The organism is Henriciella barbarensis (assembly GCF_003576345.1).
Lineage (GTDB): Bacteria > Pseudomonadota > Alphaproteobacteria > Caulobacterales > Hyphomonadaceae > Henriciella > Henriciella barbarensis.
In genome coordinates, this window is record NZ_QWGB01000005.1 from 713,855 (window position 1) to 736,148 (window position 22,294).

The window sequence follows — 22,294 nt, forward strand, 5'->3', positions numbered from 1 at the left end:
TTGGCGCTGACGACTATCGTTTTCTGGAGACGCCTTCGAAAAACACCGCCAGTACACCGCCACTGCACCATCACTGCACCGCTCCGGCACCACATTTGCAACGGTTACCAAAAGGTTACCGGAGCGCGGATGAATGCGGGACAAAATCGGAAGATACACCAGTGCGCTGATCGTATCGCTCGTCTCCATGTATTGCGGCGCCAGCCGCTACGCGTTCGCCGAAACGCCCGCCTCCCCGGCCTGCGGCCTCAACGATGCCCTTGCCTGGCAGATGCAGCTCGACGCGCCGGACGAGGAGGGAACGCCCGCCTATATCCGCCGTGTCACCGAGGACTTCATTACCCGCTGTCCGAACCGCCCGGAAGTACCAAGTGCCCATCAGGTTGCCGGTATGGCCGCAGGCTGGGAAGGGCTTCCAGAGGTCTCCGTCCAACACTTTCGCAAGGCCGGCGCCATGCGCGAGAGCGATGCCCTCTTCATGGCGGCGGCGGGCGAACTTCATACCGGAAACAGCGACGTTGCCTGGGCCCTGCGCGACAGGGCCATCGCCCTCTGGATCCGGCGCCTCGAACATCGCGGCGCGGATGTGGGCACTTTCAGGGTCCGCAGTGGGACAATTCACGCGATCCGCTTTACGCGGCAGCGCGCGTCGACGGGAGCCACTCATATCTGGCTGGCGCAACCTGATGGCCCCGGCTGGCCCGGCGTGCTGACCTTGCAGTCGAGCGAGCAGCTCAACGCCCTCCATCAGCTAACCGCTGGCGAGGACGCAAAACCCATCTCACATCTTCGCTTTGTCAGGTGCCAGTCGCGCCGCCTTCTCGCGCGCACGGAGGACGCCTTTACCGAGGAAGAACTGGAGGAACTCGCTGAACAATCGCTGACGGCCTACCTCGCAGACCCGGACAGGGAAGGCGAAAAGGAATATTCCACCTGCATCCTCACCCGTCAGATGCTGGCTGAGCCTCAGGATCCCGCGCTGCTATTGACCCAATAGGTCAATCTGGCACTGCTGTGACCGTCAAACTTTCAGACGGCAGAGGCAGGGGGCCTTTCACCGATGCCAAAGGCACTTTCCATCCCTTTGATGCTGTCAGGCCTCCTTCTGGTCTGCGCCCCCTTTATTATCTACGCACTCGATTCGCTGATCGGGCTCGGCAGGCTTGATCCGCTGACACTTTCCACCCTGATCGGGACGCTGGGCGCAGGCCTTCTCGCTTTCAGCCAGGGTGACCGCTGGCCGCGCTTTTTCCTCGCCTTAGGCGCTGGATTGGGTGTTCTTGCCCTGCAGATTTACGGAATTGTTTTCCTCGTGCTGGCCTCAAGCGGGCTCTAGCTCGTGCGGAATGCAAATTTTCCATACCCGGCAAATGACGCGAGCGTGCAGATGAGTGTCGCGATAGCCGTGGCCAGTACCGGCGGGCATGAAGGCACGATCACGAGCAGGCCCGCATAGAGCAGATAGTTGAGGGCTGCGACGCTCGCTGCCACGGAAAAGTACCGTCCCGCTTCAGAAATCGGGCTGCCGCTACTGGCGCCAAATGTGAAGGCGCGGTTGAGTCGCCAGGTCACGAACATGGCAAACAGGATGGAAACGACACGCGCGACAAAAGGGCCAACGCCGCCTGAAATCAGGAGGAAAAGTGTTCCAGCATCCGCGACGAAGCCAAGCCCGCCGACCAGAACGAAACGTACGAATCTGGCCTTCAGGACCTGATGGATCAGGACTTCCATTCGGGCGCAGGATAGCTGAGGAAGACGGAGCGTTTTGCCTCGACGCGCGCGCGCGCAAGACTGTCGAGGATGAGGCCGCAAACCGCCGTCACCGTCGCAACAATAACGAGGCCCATGGAGAGGACCGCCGTCGGGAAACGCGGCACGAGGCCGGTCTGAAGATAGGTCAGAGCGAGCGGCGCCGCGAGACAGAGCGCGGCCAGGGTCAACGCAAGGCCAATCGCGCCAAAGAAAGCTGCCGGACGCGTTTCCTTGGCCAGCACCATGAACATGCCGAGAATGCGGAAACCGTCCCGGAATGTCTTGAGTTTGGAAGTCGAGTCCTCGGGACGCACGCCGTATGGCGTTGGACGTTCCAGCGTCGGAATGCCGATCTGGCAGGAATGAACCGACATCTCTGTCTCAATCTCGAAGCCGCCAGAAACTGCCGGAAACGATTTCACGAACCGGCGGGAAAATACACGGTAGCCAGAGAAGATGTCGCTGAACTGGCGACCGAACAGCCGATTGAACAGCATGTTGAAAATGCGGTTGCCAAAGGCATGACCGCCGCGGCCAGCATCCTTGGTCACATTAGCCCGCGTGCCGACAACCATGTCGACATGGTTCTTCTTCATCAGCTCAACCAGCGTTGGCGCGAGCGAGGCATCATAGGTGCCGTCACCGTCGGCCATAACGTAGATGTCCGCCTCAATGTCCGCGAAGATACGGCGCACGACATGACCTTTGCCCTGCCGGATTTCGGTGCGGACGATTGCGCCAGCTTCCCGCGCAATCTGCGCCGTCGCATCGGTGGAATTGTTGTCGAAAACATAGATGTCGGCGCCGGGGAGCGCGCTGCGAAAATCTTCGATAACCTGGGCGATGGTGGCAGCTTCATTATAGCAGGGCAGCGTCACGGCGATGCGTGCTTCTGCCGGGTCAGCGGCTGGACGGGGATTAAAAGTTTCAACAGCCGCGCGCTTCATCGCGTCACCTTTCTGTAACCACATTCGTCGTTTAACAGGGCCAGGTGAACAGCTGGTTACGCCTGCCAGCCCTGAAGATGAGCGCGCATGCAGAGCGAAAAGCCTTCCCCCCTGGCCTCGAAATGGGTGCTGATTGCCTTCGGTCTCGTCGCTGTTGGCCTCGTCGCCCTACAGGCTGGCCCTACGCTCGGCGGCGACCTCCGCGGCAATGACGACATGATGCGCATGCAGCAGGTTCGTGACCTGCTATCGGGCGAGCGGGGCTGGTATGACGTCAGCCAGAGGCGGCTTCTGACGCCCGAAGGCGGCGAAATGCACTGGTCTCGCCTGCCGGACCTTTTCATTGCCGCCATTATCTTCCTGCTTCAGCCATTGATCGGCACACGTATGGCAGAAGGCGTGGCGGCAACGCTTTGGCCGATGATGCAGCTTGGCTGGGTGCTGGCCATGGTTGCTGTCTGCCTGAAGCGGCTTGGCGCGACTCTCAGCGGCCAGCTTGCAGGCATGTTCTTCCTTGCCACCTCATTTGCGCTATTCAACCTGCTCCCCGGCCGGGTCGACCATCACGGCCTCGGGCTCGTGCTCACGCTGACAGGGTTCGCGGCGCTTCTCTCGCCGATAAGGAATGCGCGATCAGCTTTGATCGGCGGGGCGTGCGTCCCCGTCATGCTGAGCGTCGCAATCGAGAACTTGCCGGCGGCTGCCTTCCTGATCGCAGGCTTCTCGATCGCCTGGGTCGTGCGCGGCGGCATAGAAGTGGGGCGCTTGCGGATTTTTGGTGCAACGCTGGTCGTCGCAGCGCTTCTTACATACGTCTTCGATGCGCCGGGGGCACAAGGTGTGCGCGCCGTTTGCGATGCCTACGGACAATCGCACTTTGTTGCGCTCCTCGTCGGGGGTGCCGGACTTTTCGTGATCGCGACTGCCGCCCCATCTGCGGACACGTGGCGCCTGCGCCTTGCTCTGATAACCGTGGCTGGCGCCGTCGCGCTCGCGACGTTCATTGCCGTCAATCCGTCCTGCCTCGGCAACCCGTATGCAGGCGTCCTTGATGATGTGCGCACTGGCTGGCTGTCAGGCGTCGGGGAGGCCCGCAACGCCGCCGCGGTATTTGTCGACGATGCAACCCAGGCAATGTTCTATTTCGGATTTGGCGTGGCTGGCGTCATCGCTGCGATAGTCTGCCTGCTGCGAGCGCCGGACGGCCTGCGTCTTGCGCGCAGCTTCCTGCTCGCCTTCTGCCTTCTTGGCTTTGTGATCTCTCTCTGGCAGCTGCGCGCGGCCATGATGTCCCATGCCTTCGCTGCTATCGCCGGAGGCTTGCTGACCGGCGTTGCGTTCCAGCACTGGAGGAACAGACGCGGCGGTAAAGCGGCGCTCATCCTCGTACTGGTGGCATTGCTCGCATCGCCTGCGGGATGGCGCCTGCCGGGACTTCTTCTGACTGACGCTGATGAAGAAACTGACACAGCAGACTTTGACTGTACTTCTGCCGCGGCGCTGGCGCAGGTCGCCGCTGCGCCGAGCATGGTGGTCTTCACACCGATCGATCTTGGTGCGCCGTTGATCTACCATACGCCGCATTATGCAACGGCCGCCCCCTACCACCGCAATGTACATGCGCTGTCGCGGACGCTGAACATTTATACCGGCCCGGTTTCGAGAGCCCGCGAAAAAATGTCCCGCTCAGGCGCCACCCACCTTCTCTATTGCCCCGGCCTGAATGAGATGGCTGCCTATGCAGAGCGCGCGCCGAACGGTTTCGCAGCCGCGCTGGAAAGCGGCAACCTGCCGAACTGGCTGGTCCCGACGACGTCCCAAGATAACAGGACCGGCGACCCTGTCCTTTACAGCATCGTCTTCGACCGCAATTGACGCAGCGGAGGCTTTGCGGCAACGGAAAGCATGTCAAAACTCGATACGCCCGAAAAAGTCGTCGATGCGCTTGAGGCCGTCTATTCGAACGCCGTCAATGCGCTCACCTCCAGCCTTGAAACCTATCTGCACGAAGGCAAGGCGCCGCCTGTAGACACGCGCACCGCGCGAACCTTCTGTTACCCCGCATTGATCATACGCTATGATCCCGAAGGTCCTCCGCCGCCGATTTCGCGCGCATTCGGCAAGATGTCGGAACCCGGCACCTATATGTCGACCATTACCCGGCCCGACTATTATCGCCCTTACCTGCTGGAGCAGCTTCGCCCCCTGATGCGCGACTACCCGGTAGAGGTTGAGGTGAAGCCGTCCGGGTCTGAGATTCCGTACGCCTATGTCTGGGATCAGGCCGAAGCGCAGGGGCTGGATGAGGTAAACCCTGCAGAGCTTGCCCGCTGGTTCCCCTCCCCGACCCTGTCCGCAATCGGCGACGAAGTGGCTGATGGTGAGCTTTACGAAGCCGGCTCCACGCGCCCGCTTGCGCTGTTTGACGGGCCCCGCACCGATTATTCGCTGAAGCGCCTTGCGCACTATACCGGGACGCCTGTCGAGCACATGCAGCGCTATGTGCTGTTCACCAACTATCACCGGTACGTCGACGCCTTCTGTGACTGGGGCGTTCAGCAGCTGGAGCAGGGATCGCGCTATACCGGCCTGTCTGTCGCTGGCGGCCTTATCGTCGACGGCAAGACGCCTGACGCCAAATCAGCCATTGATGCGGCACCCTGGCGACGTTTCCAGATGCCGGCTTATCACCTGATGGCTGAAGACCGGACTGGCATCACATTGGTAAATATCGGTGTTGGTCCGTCCAATGCGAAAACGATCACCGACCACCTTGCAGTCCTGCGTCCCGAATGCTGGCTGATGGTCGGCCATTGCGGCGGCCTTCGGCATAGCCAGCAGATCGGCGACTATGTGCTGGCCCACGCCTATCTGCGCGATGATCATGTCCTTGATGGCGTCCTGCCGCCAGACATCCCGGTCCCACCGATTGCAGAGGTGCAGATCGCCCTTCAGCAGGCGGCCGCCGATGTTACAGGCGAACAGGGCGACGCCCTGAAAAAGCGCCTTCGCACCGGGACGGTCGTGACGACCGATGACCGTAACTGGGAGCTGCGCTTCACCGAAACGGCCCGCCGCTTCAACCAGTCCCGCGCGATCGGCATCGACATGGAAAGCGCGACCATCGCTGCGAACGGCTACCGGCTGCGGGTGCCGTATGGCGTCCTGCTATGCGTGTCCGACAAGCCGCTGCATGGTGAAATCAAGCTGCCCGGGGCGGCGAACCGCTTTTATGAGCGGGCCATCGGAGAGCATATCCGCATCGGTATCGAGACGCTGGAGCGGCTTGCCCGCGATGGCGGGGCCGCGCTCCATTCGCGCAAGCTACGTGCCTTCGACGAGCCGCCTTTCCGCTAGGGCGCGGGTGGACGCCTGTGGGCGTTCATCCTAGCTCACCCTGCAGAATTGATGGCAAGAGGCAGATGATATGGACGACCGGGTGAAGCCGCTCGAAGGCGTGCGGAATTTTCGTGACTTTGGTGGATATGAGGGCGTCGATGGCGCGCGCATAAGATCTGGCAAGCTCTACCGGTCCGGTCATTTCGGCGAAGCGTCGGACAATGACCTGACCGCAATCGACCTGTTCAACATCACCCTACAGGCGGACCTGCGCAGACCCGACGAGCGCGAGCGCCATGGCGACAAGTGGCCGGTGCAAGGTGTTCACCGGCTCTATTCAGACCTTGGCCGCGAAACCGATGCGCCGCACGTCAATTTCCTGCGTCAGGTGGCTATTGATGCCGACAGCTCGCGCGGCTGGATGCGCGATTATTACGTCAACGCACCTTACCGGCCCGCCCTGGTGGAAACCTATACCGCCTGGTTCGATCGCCTCGCGAATATGGACGATGATACCGCAGCGCTCGTGAACTGCGCGGCTGGCAAGGACCGTACCGGCATTCTCTGTGCCCTTACCCATCACGCACTCGGCGTCTCCATGGACGATATCTTCGTCGATTATGAGCTCACCAATTCTGCGGCAAATGTCGAAGAACGGCTTCCGGAAGCAGCGGCCTATTTCAATGACATGCTGTCGAAAAATTTCGATAATGCTGTCTATCAGCCCTTTGTTGGCGTGGACCGCGAATTCCTCGAAGCGGCGATTGCCGCGATCAAAGACCAGTCAGGCGACATAGATACCTATCTGGTGACAGCGCTTGGCGTCGATAATGCCAAGCGGGAGGCGATCCGCGAGAAGCTTCTGGCCTAGATCGCCTGACGCGGCGGCATGGGCACGTAGGCACTTTTCAACTTCCTGTTTTTGGCAGACGCTGGTCCCAGAGCTCCGAAAAGGTGCCATGGGAGGAATGAGAAATGAGCAGCCAGGCCACGCCGCCACCGGCAGAAACGCTTGTCGCTGAACCACGGCTCGATCTTGGGGGCGCACTGGACAGGCGAGGCTTTGCCTGGGCGATCTTCGAATGGGCACGTAACCCCTACTACATCCTTGTCATCATCTATCTGTTCGCGCCTTATTTTGCGGGCATTATCGGCGCGAACCTGATTGCAAGCGGCGCGGTTGATGGCCTCGACGGCCCGGCTCAACGCGCCGCAGCCAACGCCGAAGGTCAGGCGACCATCTCCTCGCTGGTCAAATATGCCGGCTTTATTGCTGCCTTTACCGCGCCTTTCCTTGGCGCGGCGCTGGACCGCGGTGGCCGCCGCAAGCCGCTGCTCGTCGTCTTTCTCGGCCTGATTGCTGTCATGTCGTTTTCACTCTGGTGGGTGAAACCTGATGGCAGCGGCATGCCGATCTGGATGGGGATGAGCGCACTCGTCCTCGCGGCGCTTGGCTATACCTATTCGGAAGTCACCCACAATTCGATGCTGAACGTGAATGGCCGGGCCAGCGCGTTGCCGGCGATTTCCGGGCTTGGTCTCGCGCTGGGCAATCTCGCCGGCGCGATCCTGATGCTGTTCATCGTGCTGTCTTTCGCCATGCCTGCGCTGGTTGGCTGGCCCTTCGACGCGCCGCTCTTCGGCATCAACGTCGCCAATGGCGAGCATCAGCGCCTCGTCGGGCCGATCTGCGCGATCTGGCTGGTTATCTTCTCTATTCCCTTCTTCCTCTATTCTGACGATGGCGGCACGCGCGGCGCCAACTGGACCAAGGCTGCAAAGAACGGTGCGGCAGGCATCTTCCGGACGATGCGCAATGCTTCGGACAATAAGGAAATCCTGAAATATCTTGCCGCGCGGATGCTCTATGCCGACGGCATGCAGGCCCTTCTCGCGCTCGGCGGCGTCTTCATCGGGCTGTATCTCGAGTGGAATGTCGTTGAGCTGTCCGCCTATGCCATCCTCGCCTCCTTCTTTGCCTTTGGCGGCGGGATTGTCGGGGGCTGGCTGGACGGGCTGGTTGGTCCGAAACGGGCCCTGATGATCGAGATCACCGGTATGATCGCGACCCTGGCCTTTCAGCTCTCGATCACACCAAACTCTATTCTCTATGGTCTGGTACCGGGTTTCGAGATCTGGGACGGTCCGATCTTCAACACGCTGTCTGATGTCGTCTATCTCAGCACGGCTGTCTTTATTGCCGTGACGGCGACGGCCAGCATCTCGTCCAGCCGGTCCATGCTGGTGCATCTCGCACCAAGCGACAGGGTGGGTGAGTTTTTCGGGCTCTATGCGATTGCAGGCACGGTGACGGTCTGGCTCGGCCCGCTTCTGGTCGAGCTTTTCACCAAATGGTCAGGCGACCAGCGTGTCGGCATGAGCGCGATTGGTCTGCTCTTCGTGCTGGGCCTCATGGTGCTGACGACGGTGCACTCACCGCACCATCCAGCCGTCGACAAGGACAGCTAGCTGGTTTCGCGGGCGACCCGGTCGGTACGGCGTGGGCGCAGGTAGAACTCGTCCGACAGCGTCTTCGACGTGGTGAAGAAATAGCCGAGCGTCGAGTTGTAGTCGTACTCGACCTCGGCGAACACCACTGACCCGTCCTCGGGTACGATGCCATCTGGCACGGTGATCGTCGAGTCTACGGTGAACGGCGTCATGTTGCGACCCTCGCTCCAGGCAACCTTGATCGTGCCCTCATCGTCATAGAGGCTCGAGATCCGCATGCGCGCATCAGAGATCGGGTTCGGCTGGAAGATCATCCGCGTCGCTTCGAAGATGTCGTCCATTTCATCGTCATTGATGGTCGCAGCGCGGGCGACAAGGTCCCCCAGCGCGGACGCAGAGCTGGTCACCTTGCGGTCCAGCACCATCATGAAAGAGAGCTCGATACAGGCGAAATAGATCAGGATCATGACCGGCGCGATAAGCGCAAACTCAATGGCGGACACGCCCTTGTTTTCTGCCCGCAGGCAACGGATGGCATTCATCAAACGGTGCATCTGCTAGTCTCCGAACGGTTCATTGCGGAAGACGACGGTGGCCTGAAGCAGCCGGCGGTTTTCACTGAGATTGGCAAGCGGTGCGCTCAGGACGGGCGTCATGAGCTCCCACTCATAGAAGGCGCGAACCACGACTATGTCGTTCGCCCCGCCCGGATTGAAGTCAAAGTCCTCGGTATCGAGATTGCCTTCATCATCAATGGCTGACGGGTTCGAGGTCGATGCAAAGTCGCTATAGGTTTTGACGTCGAGCTCGATTGCGCCTTCGCACTGGAACAGGTCGAAAATCTCGGCGCAGATGATCTCCTCGAACGCGTCGCGGTCAAAGCTGCCACCACTCTGAAGCTGGCCTGTGCGGATACCGCGGGCCGCTTCATTGAGGCCGTGCTCCAGCACGGAAGACATGATGAAGATCACGCAGATCTCCAGCAGACCGAAAATCAGAAAGAAGAACGGCGCGGCGATCATGGCGAACTCGACCGCGGCAACGCCGCGGCGGTCGCCGGCCCAGTCGCGCAGCTTCTCCAGAAGCCTTGGCGCCATGATACCTGGAAACACAGGTGGAAACATACGGATACTACCCTGATGCGGCGGAGCGAGCGCCTCTATCGACCCGTAGAGTGCTAGCAGCTCGTAGTTTCGGCCGGGTTCAGCCGGTATATGAAATTTCATCTATCCAGTGGCTCTCGCACCTGCCCTGTCGGCGCCTGAGTCATCACGGCGCCTTTACCTCGCCATCATGATTGCCCACATAGGCTTGAAATTCTGCTCGCATCGAGGTGAAGCGATGAGCCACAATCCCATCAGGCCCTGGCGCTCTATCGAGCGGCGCAAATCGCGCAAAATCCGCGTCGGCAGTGTCGAGGTGGGCGGTGATGCGCCGATCGCCGTGCAGACAATGACCAACACGCCGACCGAGGACGCCGCCGCGACCATCGCGCAGATCGAGCGCTGCGCTGAAGCGGGCGCCGACATCGTTCGCGTCTCCTGCCCAACGGTGGAATCGACGGCGGCCATGCCGGAAATCTGCAGGAACAGCCCGGTACCGATCGTAGCGGACATTCACTTTCACTATAAGCGCGGCGTTGAAGCGGCAGATGCAGGCGCCGCCTGCCTGCGTATCAATCCAGGCAATATCGGCAGCCCGGACCGAGTGAAAGAAGTCGTGAACGCAGCCCGCGCCAATGGTTGTTCTATCCGCATCGGTGTAAATGGAGGCTCACTGGAGCGCCACCTTCTGGAAAAGTATGGAGAGCCATGCCCGGACGCGATGGTGGAAAGCGCGCTCGACCATGCACGCATTCTCGATGATCTTGGCTTTCATGACTACAAGATATCGGTCAAAGCCTCCGACATGTTCCTCACTGTGGCTGCCTACCAGCAGCTGGCGGAAGTGACCGACGCGCCGCTCCACCTCGGCATCACAGAGGCGGGCGGACTTCGCACAGGGACAGTCAAATCCTCCATCGGCATGGGCAATCTGCTCTGGATGGGGATTGGCGACACGATCCGTGTGTCGCTGTCGGCTGACCCGGTCGAAGAAGTGAAAGTCGGCTTCGACATGCTGAAGTCGCTAGGTCTGCGCACCCGCGGCGTGAACATCATCGCCTGCCCTAGCTGTGCGCGCCAGGGCTTTGACGTCATCAAGACTGTCGAAACTCTGGAAGACCGGCTGGCTCATATTTCCGAGCCAATTTCGCTCTCCATCATTGGCTGCGTTGTGAACGGTCCCGGCGAAGCCGCAATGACCGATCTCGGATTTACCGGCGGCGGCAAGGAGAGTGGCAAGATGTATATCTCCGGTCGCCCCGACCATAACGTCTCCAATGCCGACATGGTCGAGCACATCGTCGAGCTGGTCGAGCAGAAGGCCGAACGTCTCAAAGCTCAGCGCGAAGAAGGCGACACCATTGCGGCCGAGTAGGCCACAGCTTTAGTCGTAGAAGCACTTCTCCGTGCCGTTGCCCTGATCGTAGCAGCGTGGCTCATTTGACGATGGCGGACGATAGGTCGGCTTGGGAACGGTGCCCTCATAGCCTGCATTGTAGCCGCGATCCTGATCTGAATAGGTCCCATTGAAGGTCTGGGTGGTGCCGCCTGTATAGGGATTGCGCCCTGAATTCAGATAGGTCCATTCAGCCACGAGGCCGCATTCATAGCTGGACGAGCCGAATTTGCGGCAGAGCTCGAACGCATCTGCGGTCCGCCGCATTTCAAAGTTCTTGCGCCACCACTGGTAAAACTGATCGCCGCCCGCCTGACGCGCGGCATCATAGCCCACCCATTTCGGGTCTGGCGCCGCTTGCTGCTGAACAGCTGGTGCGGGTTCGGATGTGGTGCAGCCGAGCACGCCTTCAGCCCATCGAAGCATACTGTCATCAGGGAATGGCGCGCTTATCGGAACACGCGGCTCCGAAGTGGCTCTTCCATTTCTGAACGCATACACAGCGTCTTGATAATCCACCAATTGCTCAAAGCGCGTGCCGGACAGGTCATCCGGAAGACCGCAATTTCCTTTCGGATAGCTGCAGCCCTTGATGACACCAAGTAGGTTCACGTCCTCGTAGATCTCATAAGTCGCGCGCTTCCAGTATATGATCGCATAGGCCTTGGTCTTGTTGGGATCGCCCGGAATGGCGTTAGCCGCACTGACCAGCGTGTTCACGAGTTCCCGCCCCTTGAGACAGGTGCCCTGCGCCTGCGCCGGAAGCGCAATCGCCAACAGTCCGACGAGACTGGCAAGTACGAATTTAATCATGGTTTTCATCACAGTGTCCCCTCTCGCGGAAAGATATCCCCGAGGCACACATCTTCGCAAGCGCGGTCGGCGACCTGATCCAGGCTAATTGCTGGTCTGCGCGCTCCAGACGTTCGCAGGTCGATTGCTCGACCAGCGCTGTGACGGCTTTATGGGTAGCTTCATCCGGAGCACCCCTGCGGATTCGAGTCAGCCCCGACCTCGGCATCGTAAGCGTTTTTGTCCTGATCCGTTCGCGTCTCGCCGCCGGGGCGACCATCGGGGTGGGTTGCAAGCGGTGGCCTGGGCTTGAGCCCGAAGAATGGTCTCAACACCCCGGTCCGCCGGATCACGAACTCATGCAGCAGGGCACACCCCCCGATCGTAAGCAGCACCAGCGCGCCAAATTCACTCCAGACGCCGAGCGACTGGCGCGTCAGCCAGAAGCCAGCCATGACAATCAGGGTCTGGTGAAGGATGTACCAGGGGAAGACCGCTTCCGTCAGATAGCGAAGGAGGGGCCCCGGCCTGTTGAGGTATCGTTGTGCGAGCCCCAATAGGGACAGAATGGCTATCCAGGCGTAGAGGAGGCGGAACATGCGGGCCGGCCAGATCGCAAGCTGCCAGGAGGCATCCAGAGACAGCTCTTCCCAGTTCGCCCACAACAGGGACAGTCCTGCGCCAAGCATCATGACCAGTAAGATGGCGGGCACCGTGGCGCGGCGTACCGCACTCCAGAATGCGGCATCACGTGCGAGCAGAAATCCGGTGAGCAGCATGGTCAGGCTATGGGCGTGATTGGCCCAGTCCTCCACGAGATTGTGCGTGGTTGGAAAATATGGGTCGAGCGCAAGCCGGAAGATCATGTGCGGAAATGCTGGCAGGAAGAGCACGGCAAGGACCCCCGAGCGTCCAGCAAACAGCTTTGCTGTCAGCGTCGCACCAGTTCCCTGCATCCACCTCGTGATTAGGCCTGCCACAGGCGCCAGCAGTAGCGAGTAGGCCAGCAAATAGACGATGTACCAGAGATGGTTCCAGGTCGGCGTGATGATCGAGAAGTTGGAGTCTGGCTCAATGTAATGCGGGTAGAAAGCCAGAAAGCCTCCGTCGAATTCTCCCTTCTCGACAAGCTCCAGCCAGCTTTGCGGCGCAACGATCAGGACGATACCTGCCAGTATTGGCAGCCCCATCCGCAGCACGCGGTCCCGTGCGAGCCGCCCGGCACCCAGCTTCATGTAAAGAAAGTGCAGGGCCAGACCGGAAATAAAGAAGAGGAGCGACAACCGCCAGGGGTTCAGCAGCAGCATCAATGGTTCTGCACCCTCACCGGAATGCACGCTTTTCACATGCCAGTCCCAAGGCACGTAAAACATGCCGATATGATAGAAAATGAGCAACAGAAAGGCGATCACCCTCAACCAGTCCAGATCGTATCGCCGTGTCTCAAGATGCTGCATGTCTCGTCTCCTTCCGGGCTTTGAAGGGAGCATGGCAGAGCCTTGCTGACGAAGCGGCCACGGTGACGCGAATCACGGGCCGCGGGGACGAATTGCGCGAAGCTGGGACGAGCGGCGGTGTGATGGGATGAGGCGCATAGGCAGGGTTCGCGGCGGGCCGCGCCTGTGGCAGACGAACATGATGGACAAGCCAACCCGCCACCCCGAAATCGAGGCTGACCGCCGGGCTGACCGGCGCACATATCTCTATTTTGTCTGCTTCCTGTTCGCCTCCTATATCGTTCTGTCCCTCTCGGACCAGCATGACCTGACCCGTGCGGGCTCGGAGAACCCCAACCTGCCCTGGCTGTCGCAGGCGACATCACACCTCGTGATACTCGTCATGACACCGTTCATCACCTTCATGCTCAGCCGGTTTCCGCTTTCCGCCTGGCGCCGTAACCTGCCGGTTCACATTGCAGGCGTCGTGGTTTTCTCATTGGTCCATGTCCTCGCCATGGTGGCACTTCGGAAACTTTTGACGCCGCTCATATTTGGCGTGCCATATGATTTCGGCCTCAGCGACCCATCAATGTGGCTTTACGAATTTCGCAAAGACGCCCTCTCTTATTCGCTTATCGCGGCGATTTTTGCGATGAACCGGCTGGCAGAGCAGCGCGGCCTTGAAGCCAGGGCCGCGCGGCGCGAAGCAAGCGAACGCCATCGGGTCACGCTGAAGTCGGGCGGCCGCACCTATTTCGTCGACGCAGGCGATGTGGTCTGGGCGCGCGCCGCCTCCAATTATGTAGAGGTGGTCACACCCGGACGGACCTATCTTGCCCGCTCGACACTCAGCGAGCTGGAGAAACTTCTCCAGGCTGCTGGCGGCAGGCATGTGCGGGTCCATCGCTCACATGTTGTCAATCTGGACAAGGTCTCCGAAATCACACCGACGGGCGAAGGCGATGTTACGCTGACACTGGAGACCGGTGAAACCGTACCCGGTTCGCGGCGCTATCGGGATGCGTTCAGTCCGGCAAAATAGTACCCGCGTGGACAGCTGACAGGCGTGGGAGTTCCACGGCGTGTCAGCACCTGCTAAAGCTTCTAAAAGGCTGGAGGAATACATGGCTCTGATCTTCAAGGGGCTAAGCTGGACCCTGCGCCTTGTCGTCGGGGCCGTCCTTCTGGTCCTGATGACCAATTGCACCATGCTGGGCCTCAACTATGCGAGCCTTGAGGTCGACAGCAAGCCGGATGCTCGGCCTGAGATTACGGCGACCGCTCTCTCCGAATGGGAGGACGGGCGCAACGCGCTGATCGAAACGTTTGAGACCTTCGTCTATGGGCCCTGGCCAGAAGGACAGGCGGTGAGGCTGGTGAGCCGGACCATGATTGATGACGGTTTCGCTGGCGGCCGTGGCTCGCTCGAAGAACTCGTCATTGAAGTCGGCTCGGATGACGGTGCACGCCGGTTTCATGTCGCGCTTGCCCTGCCGGAGAGCGAAACACCTGTACCGCTGATTATCAGCCAGACCTTTTCCAGCAATTGCGGCGCATTTCCGGGAGCGACCCTGACCGCACCGGGCGGCGGCGACTGCGCCGATCATGAAACCGTCCCCGGCTTTGTCGAGGCGATCTTCGGGGAATTTATCGCGCTGGTGCCAATCGAACAGTATTTCGACCGTGGCTATGGCTATGCGACATGGCAGGCCGGTGAGTTCATCCCGGACCGGCAGGGTGAAGCGCAAGCGGTCATGGACGCCATGGCCGGCGACGGTGTCGCTGCTCCAACCGGTACGCTGGCTGGCTGGGGGTATGGCTTCTCTGCCATCATCGACGCGCTCGAGGGCGATCCAGCGATCAATGCAGACGCGGTCGCCGTCATGGGACATTCGCGCCACGCAAAATCTGCCATGGTCGCGGCGGTCTACGACAGGCGGATCTCGGCCGTGGTTTCTCACCAGTCCGGCTTTGGCGGCGCGGCCTCGTCGAGGTCTGAGACAGGCGAGACGGTCGAACGCATGGTGGATGGCGCGCGCGCGCTGGGCGTCCTCAGCATGGAGGGCTATCCGCACTGGTTTGCACCGGCGTTCGCCGACTATGCCAGCCATACAGAAGACCTGCCGGTCGACCAGCATCAGTTCATCGCGCTTGTCGCGCCCACCCCGATGCTGCTGGGGAATGGGCGCCGCGATGTCTGGTCCGATCCCAACTCGACCTATCGCATGGCCGAAGCCGCGGACCCGGTTTACGAACTCTATGGGACGCAGGGCCTCGATCAGGACGGTATGCGCGATTACAATCCGGAGGCGGCCTTGAGCTATTATCTGCGTCCAGGCGGACATGCGATCACGCAGCGCGACATCAGCACCTTTCTCGATATGCTGGATGCCGCCATGCCCCAAGGGAATCGGGTGCCAGATACCGCAAATGGGGATAGCCTCACCTCACAATAATTATGAGGGAGGGCACCCATGCCATTTCAAACTGAAGATCTGCTTCCCGTCCTGGCGCTGGTCGTCTGGACGCTCATCATGTTCATCTGGATGTACCTGACGCGCATCCCTGCCTTCCAGAAGGCCGGAATCGATCCGAATGAGGCGCGCCATCCAGACGCCGGTTACAATGCCAAAATCCCGGCAAGTGTCCGTTCGATTGCAGACAATTACAATCATCTGCACGAACAGCCGACCATCTTCTACGCACTGGTCTTCTTCGCCGCGCTGACCGGCGGGGCCGATAATATCTTCATGTATCTTGCCTGGGCCTATGTAATCCTGCGGGTGCTCCACTCCTTCATCCAGGTCCTGTCTTCACAGGTCGCCCAGCGCTTCCTGGTCTTCGCGCTAAGCACGCTGGTGCTCATCGTCATGGCCGCCAAAGAAGTGTTGCGCCTGTTCCTCTAGGCGCGCGGGACGCCAGGTGCGGGGAAGCGGCGCAAGGTGCTTCCCCCGCTCCGCAATAAGGGATAGATGCGGGACTATGGCATCTATCCCGAACACCCGACTTGAGCAGGTTGTCGACAGGTTCGACGAAGTCGAAGCCCGCATGGGCGCGACAACAGATAGCGACGAGATCGTCGCCCTGTCCAAAGAACACGCTGACCTGAAACCCGTTGCTGACCAGGCAAAGCTCCTGCTCGACCTTCGCGCTGAGCTGAAAGACGCCGAAGCCATGATGAATGGCGCAGACAAGGACATGGCAGAGCTCGCGGCAGATGAGTTCTATGAGATCAAGGAACGTCTGCCCGCGCTGGAAAAAGAGGTCCAGCTTCTCCTCATCCCGAAGGATGTCGACGACAAGGCTGACATCGTACTCGAAGTGCGTGCCGGCACGGGCGGTGACGAGGCAGCCCTGTTCGCTGGCGACCTTTTCCGCATGTATTCGCGTTACGCCCAGCTCCAGGGCTGGAAGGTGGAGGTTATCTCAATTTCCGAAGGTGATGTGGGCGGCTACAAGGAAATCATCGCGACCATTTCTGGCGATGGCGTTTTCGGCAGGCTGAAATGGGAAAGCGGCGTTCACCGCGTCCAGCGCGTGCCGGAAACTGAGAGCGGTGGCCGCATCCATACATCGGCCGCGACCGTTGCTGTTCTGCCAGCCCCTGAAAACATCGAGATTGAGGTGCGCCAGGAAGATATCCGTATCGATACGATGCGCTCTTCCGGTGCAGGTGGCCAGCACGTCAACACGACCGACTCCGCCGTTCGCATCACCCACCTTCCGACCGGCATCGTCACCACAAGCTCTGAGAAATCCCAGCACGTGAACCGTGATAAGGCGATGGAGCAGCTTAAGATCCGCCTCTATGAGCGTGAACGCGAAGAGAAAGACTCTGCGCGCGCCGAGGCCCGCAAGGACCAGATCGGCTCCGGCGACCGTTCTCAGAAAGTGCGGACCTACAACTTTCCGGAAAACCGCGTCTCCGACCACCGGATCAACCTGACTCTCTACGCGCTCGACAAGATCATTGCCGGAGACAAGCTGGAAGAGGTGATTACTTCGCTCATCGCTGAGGATCAGGCCCGCAAGCTTGCCGCGATGGACGAGAATGCATGAAGTGCGCACCTACAAGGAGCAGCTCGGCATTGCGTCCACGCGGCTGAAGTCTGCGGGCATCGACAGACCGGCACGCGAAGCGCGTCATCTGATGCAACATGTCTGTAGCTTCAGCGCGACCGACCTCATCAACCGTGAAACCGACCTGATGCCCAAGGTTGAGACCGAGGCCTTCTTTGACCTCATCGAACGCAGGTCACTTGGTGAGCCGTATGAATACCTCACAGGCGAGGCGTGGTTCTATGGACTTCAGTTCGCCTGTTCACCCGATACTCTAATTCCACGCCCGGATAGCGAAATCGCCGTCGACGAAGCGCTGGCTCGCCTGCCGCTTGGCCGGGTCTCGAGGGTTGCCGATCTCGGAACCGGCACAGGCTGCCTGCTGATCGCTCTGCTCAAACAGGAGCCACGTCTGACAGGCGTCGGCATCGACCTTTCAAGCGCCGCTATTGATGTTGCGCAGCGCAATGTCGATGCGCATGGCCTCGGCGACCGGGCAGACATGCGCCCTATCGGCTGGCGGGACTGGGATGGATGGGGTGAAGCTGACCTCATCATTTCCAATCCACCCTATATTCGCAGCGAGGTTATCGACACCCTCGATAACAGTGTCCGGGCCTTTGAGCCACATAGCGCCCTCGACGGTGGGACGAGCGGTCTCGATGCCTATCGTGAGATCATTGCGCTCGCGGCCAAGGGTATGAAGGCGGGCGCGTGGATCGTGTTCGAGATCGGCTTCGATCAGGCAGACCAGGTGCGCTTCCTACTTGAAACGGCCGGTTTTTCGTCCATTTCAGTAGCGACAGACACAGGTCAGCGCGACCGGGTCGTCTCCGCCCGCCTCTGATAGACAGTTCGGGGGCTTGGCGAAGCACCAAATGCGCGCTAAGGCTTGTGTCGGGCAGGCGGCTGATGATGAACACTCAGCCCTGTCACGAGCAAGCAAGACATCACCGAGAATACCCAATCCGGGATGCAGCGCACAGGGTCTGGACAACGGACATAACGGGATCAGGAATTTAGCGTATGCAACGCAAGCGCGGACGCGGCCGCCGTTCAGGTGGCAATAACAATAATCCGAACCGGCATTATGAGAGCACCGGCCCGGACGTGAAAATCCGTGGGTCTGCCCAGCAGATTCTGGACAAGTACCAGCAGTACGCCCGCGATGCGATGACGGCTGGCGACCGCGTGAAGGCCGAAGCTCACTACCAGCACGCTGAACACTATGCGCGCATCGTGGCGAGCTTCCAGAAAGACACCAAGCAGCGCAGCCGCAACGACGATAACGATTCCGATGATAATGACGACAATGACAACTCGTCTGATCATCGCAATGAGCAAGGGTCTGACCGTCAGGATGACCAGCGCTCCAATCGCAATCAGAACCGCAGGTCGGACAACGACCAGCAGGATGATAGCGACAATCGTCAGGACGAAAACAAGAGCGAAAACAGCGAGCCGAAGAAGCCGCGCCGGGGCCGCAAGCCGAAATCGTCTGAGGACGACCCGATGAAGGTCATCGATTCCGACAAGGGCGAGGAGGCTTCCGCATCTGAAGAAGCGGCACCCGCAAAGCCGAAGCGCCGCACTTACCGCAAGAAAGCTGAAGCGAGCGATGACACGTCTGGTGTCATGTCTACCCTTTCGCGCGGTCGCGGCGATGATGCCGACGAAGAAGAAAAAGACACGCGACCGGCAAACGCTGCCGAATAAGGCGCTGACATTCCAAGGATCGCCGGTCCTCAAACCAGCTTTCCGCCCATGAAAAAACCGCCACCCTGAGGGTGGCGGTTCTTTTTTGCGCGGAGATCAGTGAGCCGCGTTAGCCGGCCAGAACCTTGCTGCGCTGCTTGTCGAACATGGACCAGACACCATCGTCGCCATGCCAGTCACCCTTCGTGGCGCCCTTGGAATATTCAGTGGCGCGCGCTTCGAAGAAGTTCGCATGCTCAACGCCATTAAGAATTTCCGTGAGCCACGGGATCGGGTGCTTCTCAACACCGTAGATCGGGTCAAGCTTCAGCTGGCCCATGCGCCAGTCGGCGATGTAGCGGATATAATTCTTGATGTCCTGTGGGGTCATGCCCTGCACTTCACCGGCTTCGAAAGCGAGATCGATGAACTTGTCTTCGAGCTTCACAACCGTCTGACAGCAATCAGCAATATCGTCCTTGACCGATTTCGTCAGGGCGCCGGTCTCTTCGGCGAAGGTGTGAAACATCTTCATCATGCCTTCGCAGTGCAGCGACTCGTCGCGCACCGACCAGGACACGATCTGCCCCATGCCCTTCATCTTGTTGAAGCGGGGGAAGTTCATCAGCATGGCAAAGGAAGCGAACAGCTGCAGACCTTCGGTGAAGCCGCCAAACACCGCCATCGAGGTCAGGATGTCCTTCTCGGTCTCACAACCGAACTGGCCGAGATAATCATGCTTGGCCGCCATCTGCTCGTATTCCATGAAGGCGCCGAATTCAGAATCCGGCATACCAATCGTCTCGAGCAGGAGTGCATAGGCAGCGATATGCACCGTTTCCATGTTCGAGAAGGAGGCGAGCATCATGCGCACTTCAACCGGTTTGAAGAGCGGCATGTAGTTTTCCATGTAGTTGGCGCCGACTTCGACATCCGACTGCGTGAAAAAGCGGAAGATCTGTGTCAGCAGATTACGCTCTTTATCGGTGAGCTTGTTGGTCCAGTCCTTACAGTCCTCGCCCAGCGGAACCTCTTCCGGCAGCCAGTGAACCTGTTGCTGGATTTTCCAGAAGTCATACGCCCATGGGTACCGGAAAGGCTTGTAGGCCTTGCTCGGCGTAAGAAGCCCTGGAATCTGAATGATGCCGTCTGCCATAGGTCTGCCCCTTAATATCCTGCAACACTATATATAGTGCCAAATCACGCATTCTCTCGCAAGATATATACCTGAGGGGCCGGTGATTTTCCACAGCGAATGGCAAACTGTGGACAATTGCCGCGCCGACCTCGTAACGCCTTAATAGGCAACGGAAATTGAGACTGCACCAAACCTTTGCGGGCCAGCCTGGCGCCGAAATTCTTCAGTTCTGTGCACATAGGTGAAGGCGAACTGCACATTTTCAACGTGAATAGCCGCGCCGGCCTGAGCATCGGCGACCAGTTTGTTGCGGTCTGATACGCGCGGGCTGTCACGCCACGCATTCCCGTCAAGAAACATGTCCCGCAACACGAAACGTCCTTCAACCCCGGCAAACAGGTAGGCACCGAAGCTCTGTTGGGGCGAAAACGTACCGGCCCCCGCAAGCGCCGGGCGGATGCGTGGCGGTCCGAAATCCGAACCGAGGTCCCATCCGATTCGCCCGGTCAGGCCGGTGGCCGCATAGGTGCGCACATTTCCAAGCGCACCGCCTGCGTGAAGACCGTAATCGGTCTCGAGCCCGAGTGGCAGGCGGGAGCCTTCATACAGAGCCATGCGCTGGACAATGAGTTCGAACCCCGGCTCATTTCGAAGCTGGTAATCCCAACCCCTTGGTTTGTCCTCTTCGATAAGGTCATGCCAATTGGTCTGGACGAACTTGCCGAGCGCTGCAGGTCCGACAACGCCGAGGTTCAGCTGAAGGACGTCCTGGATATTGTCGTCACTGGCCACCACGGTGCCTGAAACGTACAGCCAGCCGGCATAGGGACGGTCATCGGGGTCGGGTTCCGATATGGATATATCGCTTGGCGTAAAGATCGCGTGCGAGACCGCGAGGCCCTGGCGCAGCTTGCGCCTGCGGAGGTCGAGCACCGGCACTCGGCTAGCTGCCCAGTCTAGGATGGGCAGCACCCTGTCCTCTGGGGACACGCGTTCTAAGCGGATCCCGTTGGTATAGTCGCGGTCTGTACCGCCGAAGAGATCATTCTCGGACGTGAGCGACCACACGCCGCGTGCACCTGATGTATCGGGCTGCGCGTCATCGCGCACCTCTGCCTCTGCCGGTCGCAGCGCGCAAAAGACGACAATCGAAAGAAGTAGCAACGCAGCGCGCATTCAAGACAGGACCAGATAGCCAGTAGTCGCCGCGCCAATAGCGCAGCTCGTCCCGTCTCGTCAGCTTAAATTCTGGAAACGACTGCGCTTGAAGCCTAACGGCGGAGGGTAAAGCTCACACCAGCAAAGTCTTCTGCGGCGCGCTGGCCCTGAAGGCCGCGCTCGTTATACTCCACCTCGCGGTGAATATAGCTCAGGGAGAGCTGACCGTTGCCGCGCGTGAAGGACACGCCGGCCTGCATGTCACCGACGGTAACCTGGTCACGAAGGGCCATGCGATTGGTGAAATTGCGATCGCCGTCGGGCTCATATACCAGCGCTTCGCCGTCAGCACCTGCAAACAGATACCAGCTATCGGGCGCTATATTCTCGCCACGCTGGTCGAAATTCTGACCGATACGGATTTCGCCGCCGACGCTGCGCTGTTCGAAATCGCCATCCCGGCTAAGACTGATCCGCGGCACAACGCCCACATCAAAACCAAGACCCGTGCGCTCCATCGGAGCAGAGATCGCGACCTCCGCGTCGAAATCACTGACCTGCCGCACGGGCCGGGTCAGATTCTCGGCACTTCGGCGGCCTTGATAACCGACGACGCCAGCAGAGTTCGAAATCCGCAGGCTGTTCACACTAGGCGGACGGCTTGCATCAACGCCAATCGGACGCGTCCGGCGGATGCCAAGCACGGGTGCGATTGCAATTTCAGAGGTCGCCGAGGTTTGCGCCTGGCTGAAAGAAAAGTTCGAAGCGGCGCGGATTGTGGCGTCCGTCTGTTCGTCCGTTGTCTCGACGAGCCGGTAATCAACCTCAGTAGCGGCACCCCTGACAGTCGCAGCAGCGGAGGCTTGCGCCGGGGAACATCCCTGACAGCCTGCGGCGATCATTGAGGCCAAAACCAATAACATTCGTCCACTCCAGCCAACCCTAAACCATAGGGTTACGACGTTTCGCCCCTCTTGTAGCACAGACAATCGTGCTGTCACAGGGGTATTCCGATTGCAGTA

At 59.9% G+C, this 22,294-nt stretch carries 22 protein-coding genes; 13 read left to right on the forward strand and 9 right to left on the reverse strand.

Annotated features, from left to right (window positions below; genetic code table 11):
- Nucleotides 1–133 precede the first annotated feature (133 nt).
- Nucleotides 134–997 (forward strand): hypothetical protein, encoded by an 864-nt coding sequence (locus tag D1224_RS06450; RefSeq protein WP_119379077.1) that lies wholly within the window; start codon nucleotides 134–136, stop codon nucleotides 995–997.
- A gap of 63 nt (nucleotides 998–1,060) precedes the next feature.
- Nucleotides 1,061–1,336 (forward strand): hypothetical protein, encoded by a 276-nt coding sequence (locus tag D1224_RS06455; RefSeq protein ID WP_119379078.1) that lies wholly within the window; start codon nucleotides 1,061–1,063, stop codon nucleotides 1,334–1,336.
- On the opposite strand, the gene D1224_RS06460 is transcribed toward D1224_RS06455, so the two are convergent.
- Both D1224_RS06460 and D1224_RS06465 read right to left on the reverse strand, forming a co-directional pair.
- Complete coding sequence (locus tag D1224_RS06460; protein ID WP_119379079.1) at nucleotides 1,333–1,734, reverse strand: GtrA family protein; 402 nt, start codon at nucleotides 1,732–1,734, stop codon at nucleotides 1,333–1,335. The two genes, D1224_RS06455 and D1224_RS06460, sit on opposite strands and share 4 nt — an antisense overlap.
- Nucleotides 1,722–2,702: a glycosyltransferase gene (locus D1224_RS06465; RefSeq protein WP_119379080.1), complete on the reverse strand. Its 981-nt coding sequence runs from the start codon at nucleotides 2,700–2,702 to the stop codon at nucleotides 1,722–1,724. The genes D1224_RS06460 and D1224_RS06465 overlap by 13 nt, the downstream gene beginning before the upstream one ends.
- 87 nt (nucleotides 2,703–2,789) lie before the next feature.
- Here D1224_RS06465 and D1224_RS16590 point away from each other — a divergent pair, with 87 nt between their 5' ends.
- The 4 genes from D1224_RS16590 to D1224_RS06485 all read left to right on the forward strand — a co-directional run bounded on the left by D1224_RS16590 (nucleotide 2,790) and on the right by D1224_RS06485 (nucleotide 8,510).
- On the forward strand, nucleotides 2,790–4,577 hold the full coding sequence (locus D1224_RS16590) for a hypothetical protein (RefSeq protein WP_233350423.1): 1,788 nt from the start codon (nucleotides 2,790–2,792) through the stop codon (nucleotides 4,575–4,577).
- 30 nt (nucleotides 4,578–4,607) lie between these two features.
- Nucleotides 4,608–6,059: an AMP nucleosidase gene (locus D1224_RS06475; protein WP_119379081.1), complete on the forward strand. Its 1,452-nt coding sequence runs from the start codon at nucleotides 4,608–4,610 to the stop codon at nucleotides 6,057–6,059.
- A 70-nt stretch (nucleotides 6,060–6,129) separates the two neighbouring features.
- A complete protein-coding gene (locus D1224_RS06480; protein ID WP_119379082.1) occupies nucleotides 6,130–6,912 on the forward strand; it encodes a tyrosine-protein phosphatase in 783 nt (260 codons plus the stop codon).
- Between the two features lie 104 nt (nucleotides 6,913–7,016).
- On the forward strand, nucleotides 7,017–8,510 hold the full coding sequence (locus tag D1224_RS06485; RefSeq protein WP_119379083.1) for an MFS transporter: 1,494 nt from the start codon (nucleotides 7,017–7,019) through the stop codon (nucleotides 8,508–8,510).
- Here D1224_RS06485 and D1224_RS06490 read toward each other — a convergent pair.
- Both D1224_RS06490 and D1224_RS06495 read right to left on the reverse strand, forming a co-directional pair.
- On the reverse strand, nucleotides 8,507–9,046 hold the full coding sequence (locus tag D1224_RS06490; RefSeq protein ID WP_119379084.1) for a TadE/TadG family type IV pilus assembly protein: 540 nt from the start codon (nucleotides 9,044–9,046) through the stop codon (nucleotides 8,507–8,509). The two genes, D1224_RS06485 and D1224_RS06490, sit on opposite strands and share 4 nt — an antisense overlap.
- Nucleotides 9,047–9,049: 3 nt before the next feature.
- Nucleotides 9,050–9,718, reverse strand: a complete 669-nt coding sequence (locus D1224_RS06495) for a TadE/TadG family type IV pilus assembly protein (protein ID WP_233350424.1) — start codon at nucleotides 9,716–9,718, stop codon at nucleotides 9,050–9,052.
- 67 nt (nucleotides 9,719–9,785) lie between these two features.
- On the opposite strand from D1224_RS06495, the gene ispG reads away from it, so the two are divergent.
- Nucleotides 9,786–10,970, forward strand: a complete 1,185-nt coding sequence (ispG, locus tag D1224_RS06500) for a flavodoxin-dependent (E)-4-hydroxy-3-methylbut-2-enyl-diphosphate synthase (RefSeq protein WP_407647454.1) — start codon at nucleotides 9,786–9,788, stop codon at nucleotides 10,968–10,970.
- Nucleotides 10,971–10,979: 9 nt separating this feature from the next.
- Here ispG and D1224_RS06505 read toward each other — a convergent pair whose 3' ends face one another.
- Nucleotides 10,980–11,813 carry a hypothetical protein gene (locus D1224_RS06505; RefSeq protein ID WP_147372342.1) on the reverse strand — a complete coding sequence of 278 codons (834 nt, stop codon included), beginning with the start codon at nucleotides 11,811–11,813 and terminating at the stop codon, nucleotides 10,980–10,982.
- A gap of 152 nt (nucleotides 11,814–11,965) precedes the next feature.
- A complete protein-coding gene (locus D1224_RS06510; RefSeq protein WP_119379087.1) occupies nucleotides 11,966–13,240 on the reverse strand; it encodes an acyltransferase family protein in 1,275 nt (424 codons plus the stop codon).
- A 127-nt stretch (nucleotides 13,241–13,367) separates the two neighbouring features.
- On the opposite strand from D1224_RS06510, the gene D1224_RS06515 reads away from it, so the two are divergent.
- The 6 genes from D1224_RS06515 (at nucleotide 13,368) to D1224_RS06540 (ending at nucleotide 18,997) form a co-directional block, all read left to right on the forward strand.
- Complete coding sequence (locus D1224_RS06515; protein ID WP_119379088.1) at nucleotides 13,368–14,264, forward strand: LytR/AlgR family response regulator transcription factor; 897 nt, start codon at nucleotides 13,368–13,370, stop codon at nucleotides 14,262–14,264.
- Between the two features lie 82 nt (nucleotides 14,265–14,346).
- Entirely contained in the window at nucleotides 14,347–15,678 is a 1,332-nt protein-coding gene (locus D1224_RS06520; protein WP_119379089.1) for an alpha/beta hydrolase family protein, read from the forward strand.
- 18 nt (nucleotides 15,679–15,696) lie between these two features.
- Nucleotides 15,697–16,128: an MAPEG family protein gene (locus tag D1224_RS06525; protein WP_119379090.1), complete on the forward strand. Its 432-nt coding sequence runs from the start codon at nucleotides 15,697–15,699 to the stop codon at nucleotides 16,126–16,128.
- A gap of 76 nt (nucleotides 16,129–16,204) precedes the next feature.
- A complete protein-coding gene (gene prfA, locus D1224_RS06530; RefSeq protein WP_119379091.1) occupies nucleotides 16,205–17,281 on the forward strand; it encodes a peptide chain release factor 1 in 1,077 nt (358 codons plus the stop codon).
- Nucleotides 17,274–18,128: a peptide chain release factor N(5)-glutamine methyltransferase gene (prmC, locus tag D1224_RS06535; protein ID WP_119379092.1), complete on the forward strand. Its 855-nt coding sequence runs from the start codon at nucleotides 17,274–17,276 to the stop codon at nucleotides 18,126–18,128. Before prfA ends, prmC begins: the two co-directional genes overlap by 8 nt.
- A 179-nt stretch (nucleotides 18,129–18,307) precedes the next feature.
- Nucleotides 18,308–18,997 carry a DUF4167 domain-containing protein gene (locus D1224_RS06540; RefSeq protein ID WP_119379093.1) on the forward strand — a complete coding sequence of 230 codons (690 nt, stop codon included), beginning with the start codon at nucleotides 18,308–18,310 and terminating at the stop codon, nucleotides 18,995–18,997.
- A gap of 109 nt (nucleotides 18,998–19,106) precedes the next feature.
- On the opposite strand, the gene D1224_RS06545 is transcribed toward D1224_RS06540, so the two are convergent.
- The 3 genes from D1224_RS06545 to D1224_RS06555 form a co-directional block, all read right to left on the reverse strand.
- Nucleotides 19,107–20,132 carry a ribonucleotide-diphosphate reductase subunit beta gene (locus tag D1224_RS06545; protein ID WP_119379094.1) on the reverse strand — a complete coding sequence of 342 codons (1,026 nt, stop codon included), beginning with the start codon at nucleotides 20,130–20,132 and terminating at the stop codon, nucleotides 19,107–19,109.
- A 141-nt stretch (nucleotides 20,133–20,273) separates the two neighbouring features.
- The gene (locus tag D1224_RS06550) at nucleotides 20,274–21,290 is read right to left on the reverse strand and encodes a lipid A deacylase LpxR family protein (RefSeq protein WP_119379095.1); all 1,017 of its coding nucleotides are present in this window, start codon (nucleotides 21,288–21,290) and stop codon (nucleotides 20,274–20,276) included.
- A gap of 95 nt (nucleotides 21,291–21,385) precedes the next feature.
- On the reverse strand, nucleotides 21,386–22,195 hold the full coding sequence (locus D1224_RS06555; protein ID WP_119379096.1) for a lipid A-modifier LpxR family protein: 810 nt from the start codon (nucleotides 22,193–22,195) through the stop codon (nucleotides 21,386–21,388).
- Nucleotides 22,196–22,294 lie beyond the last annotated feature (99 nt).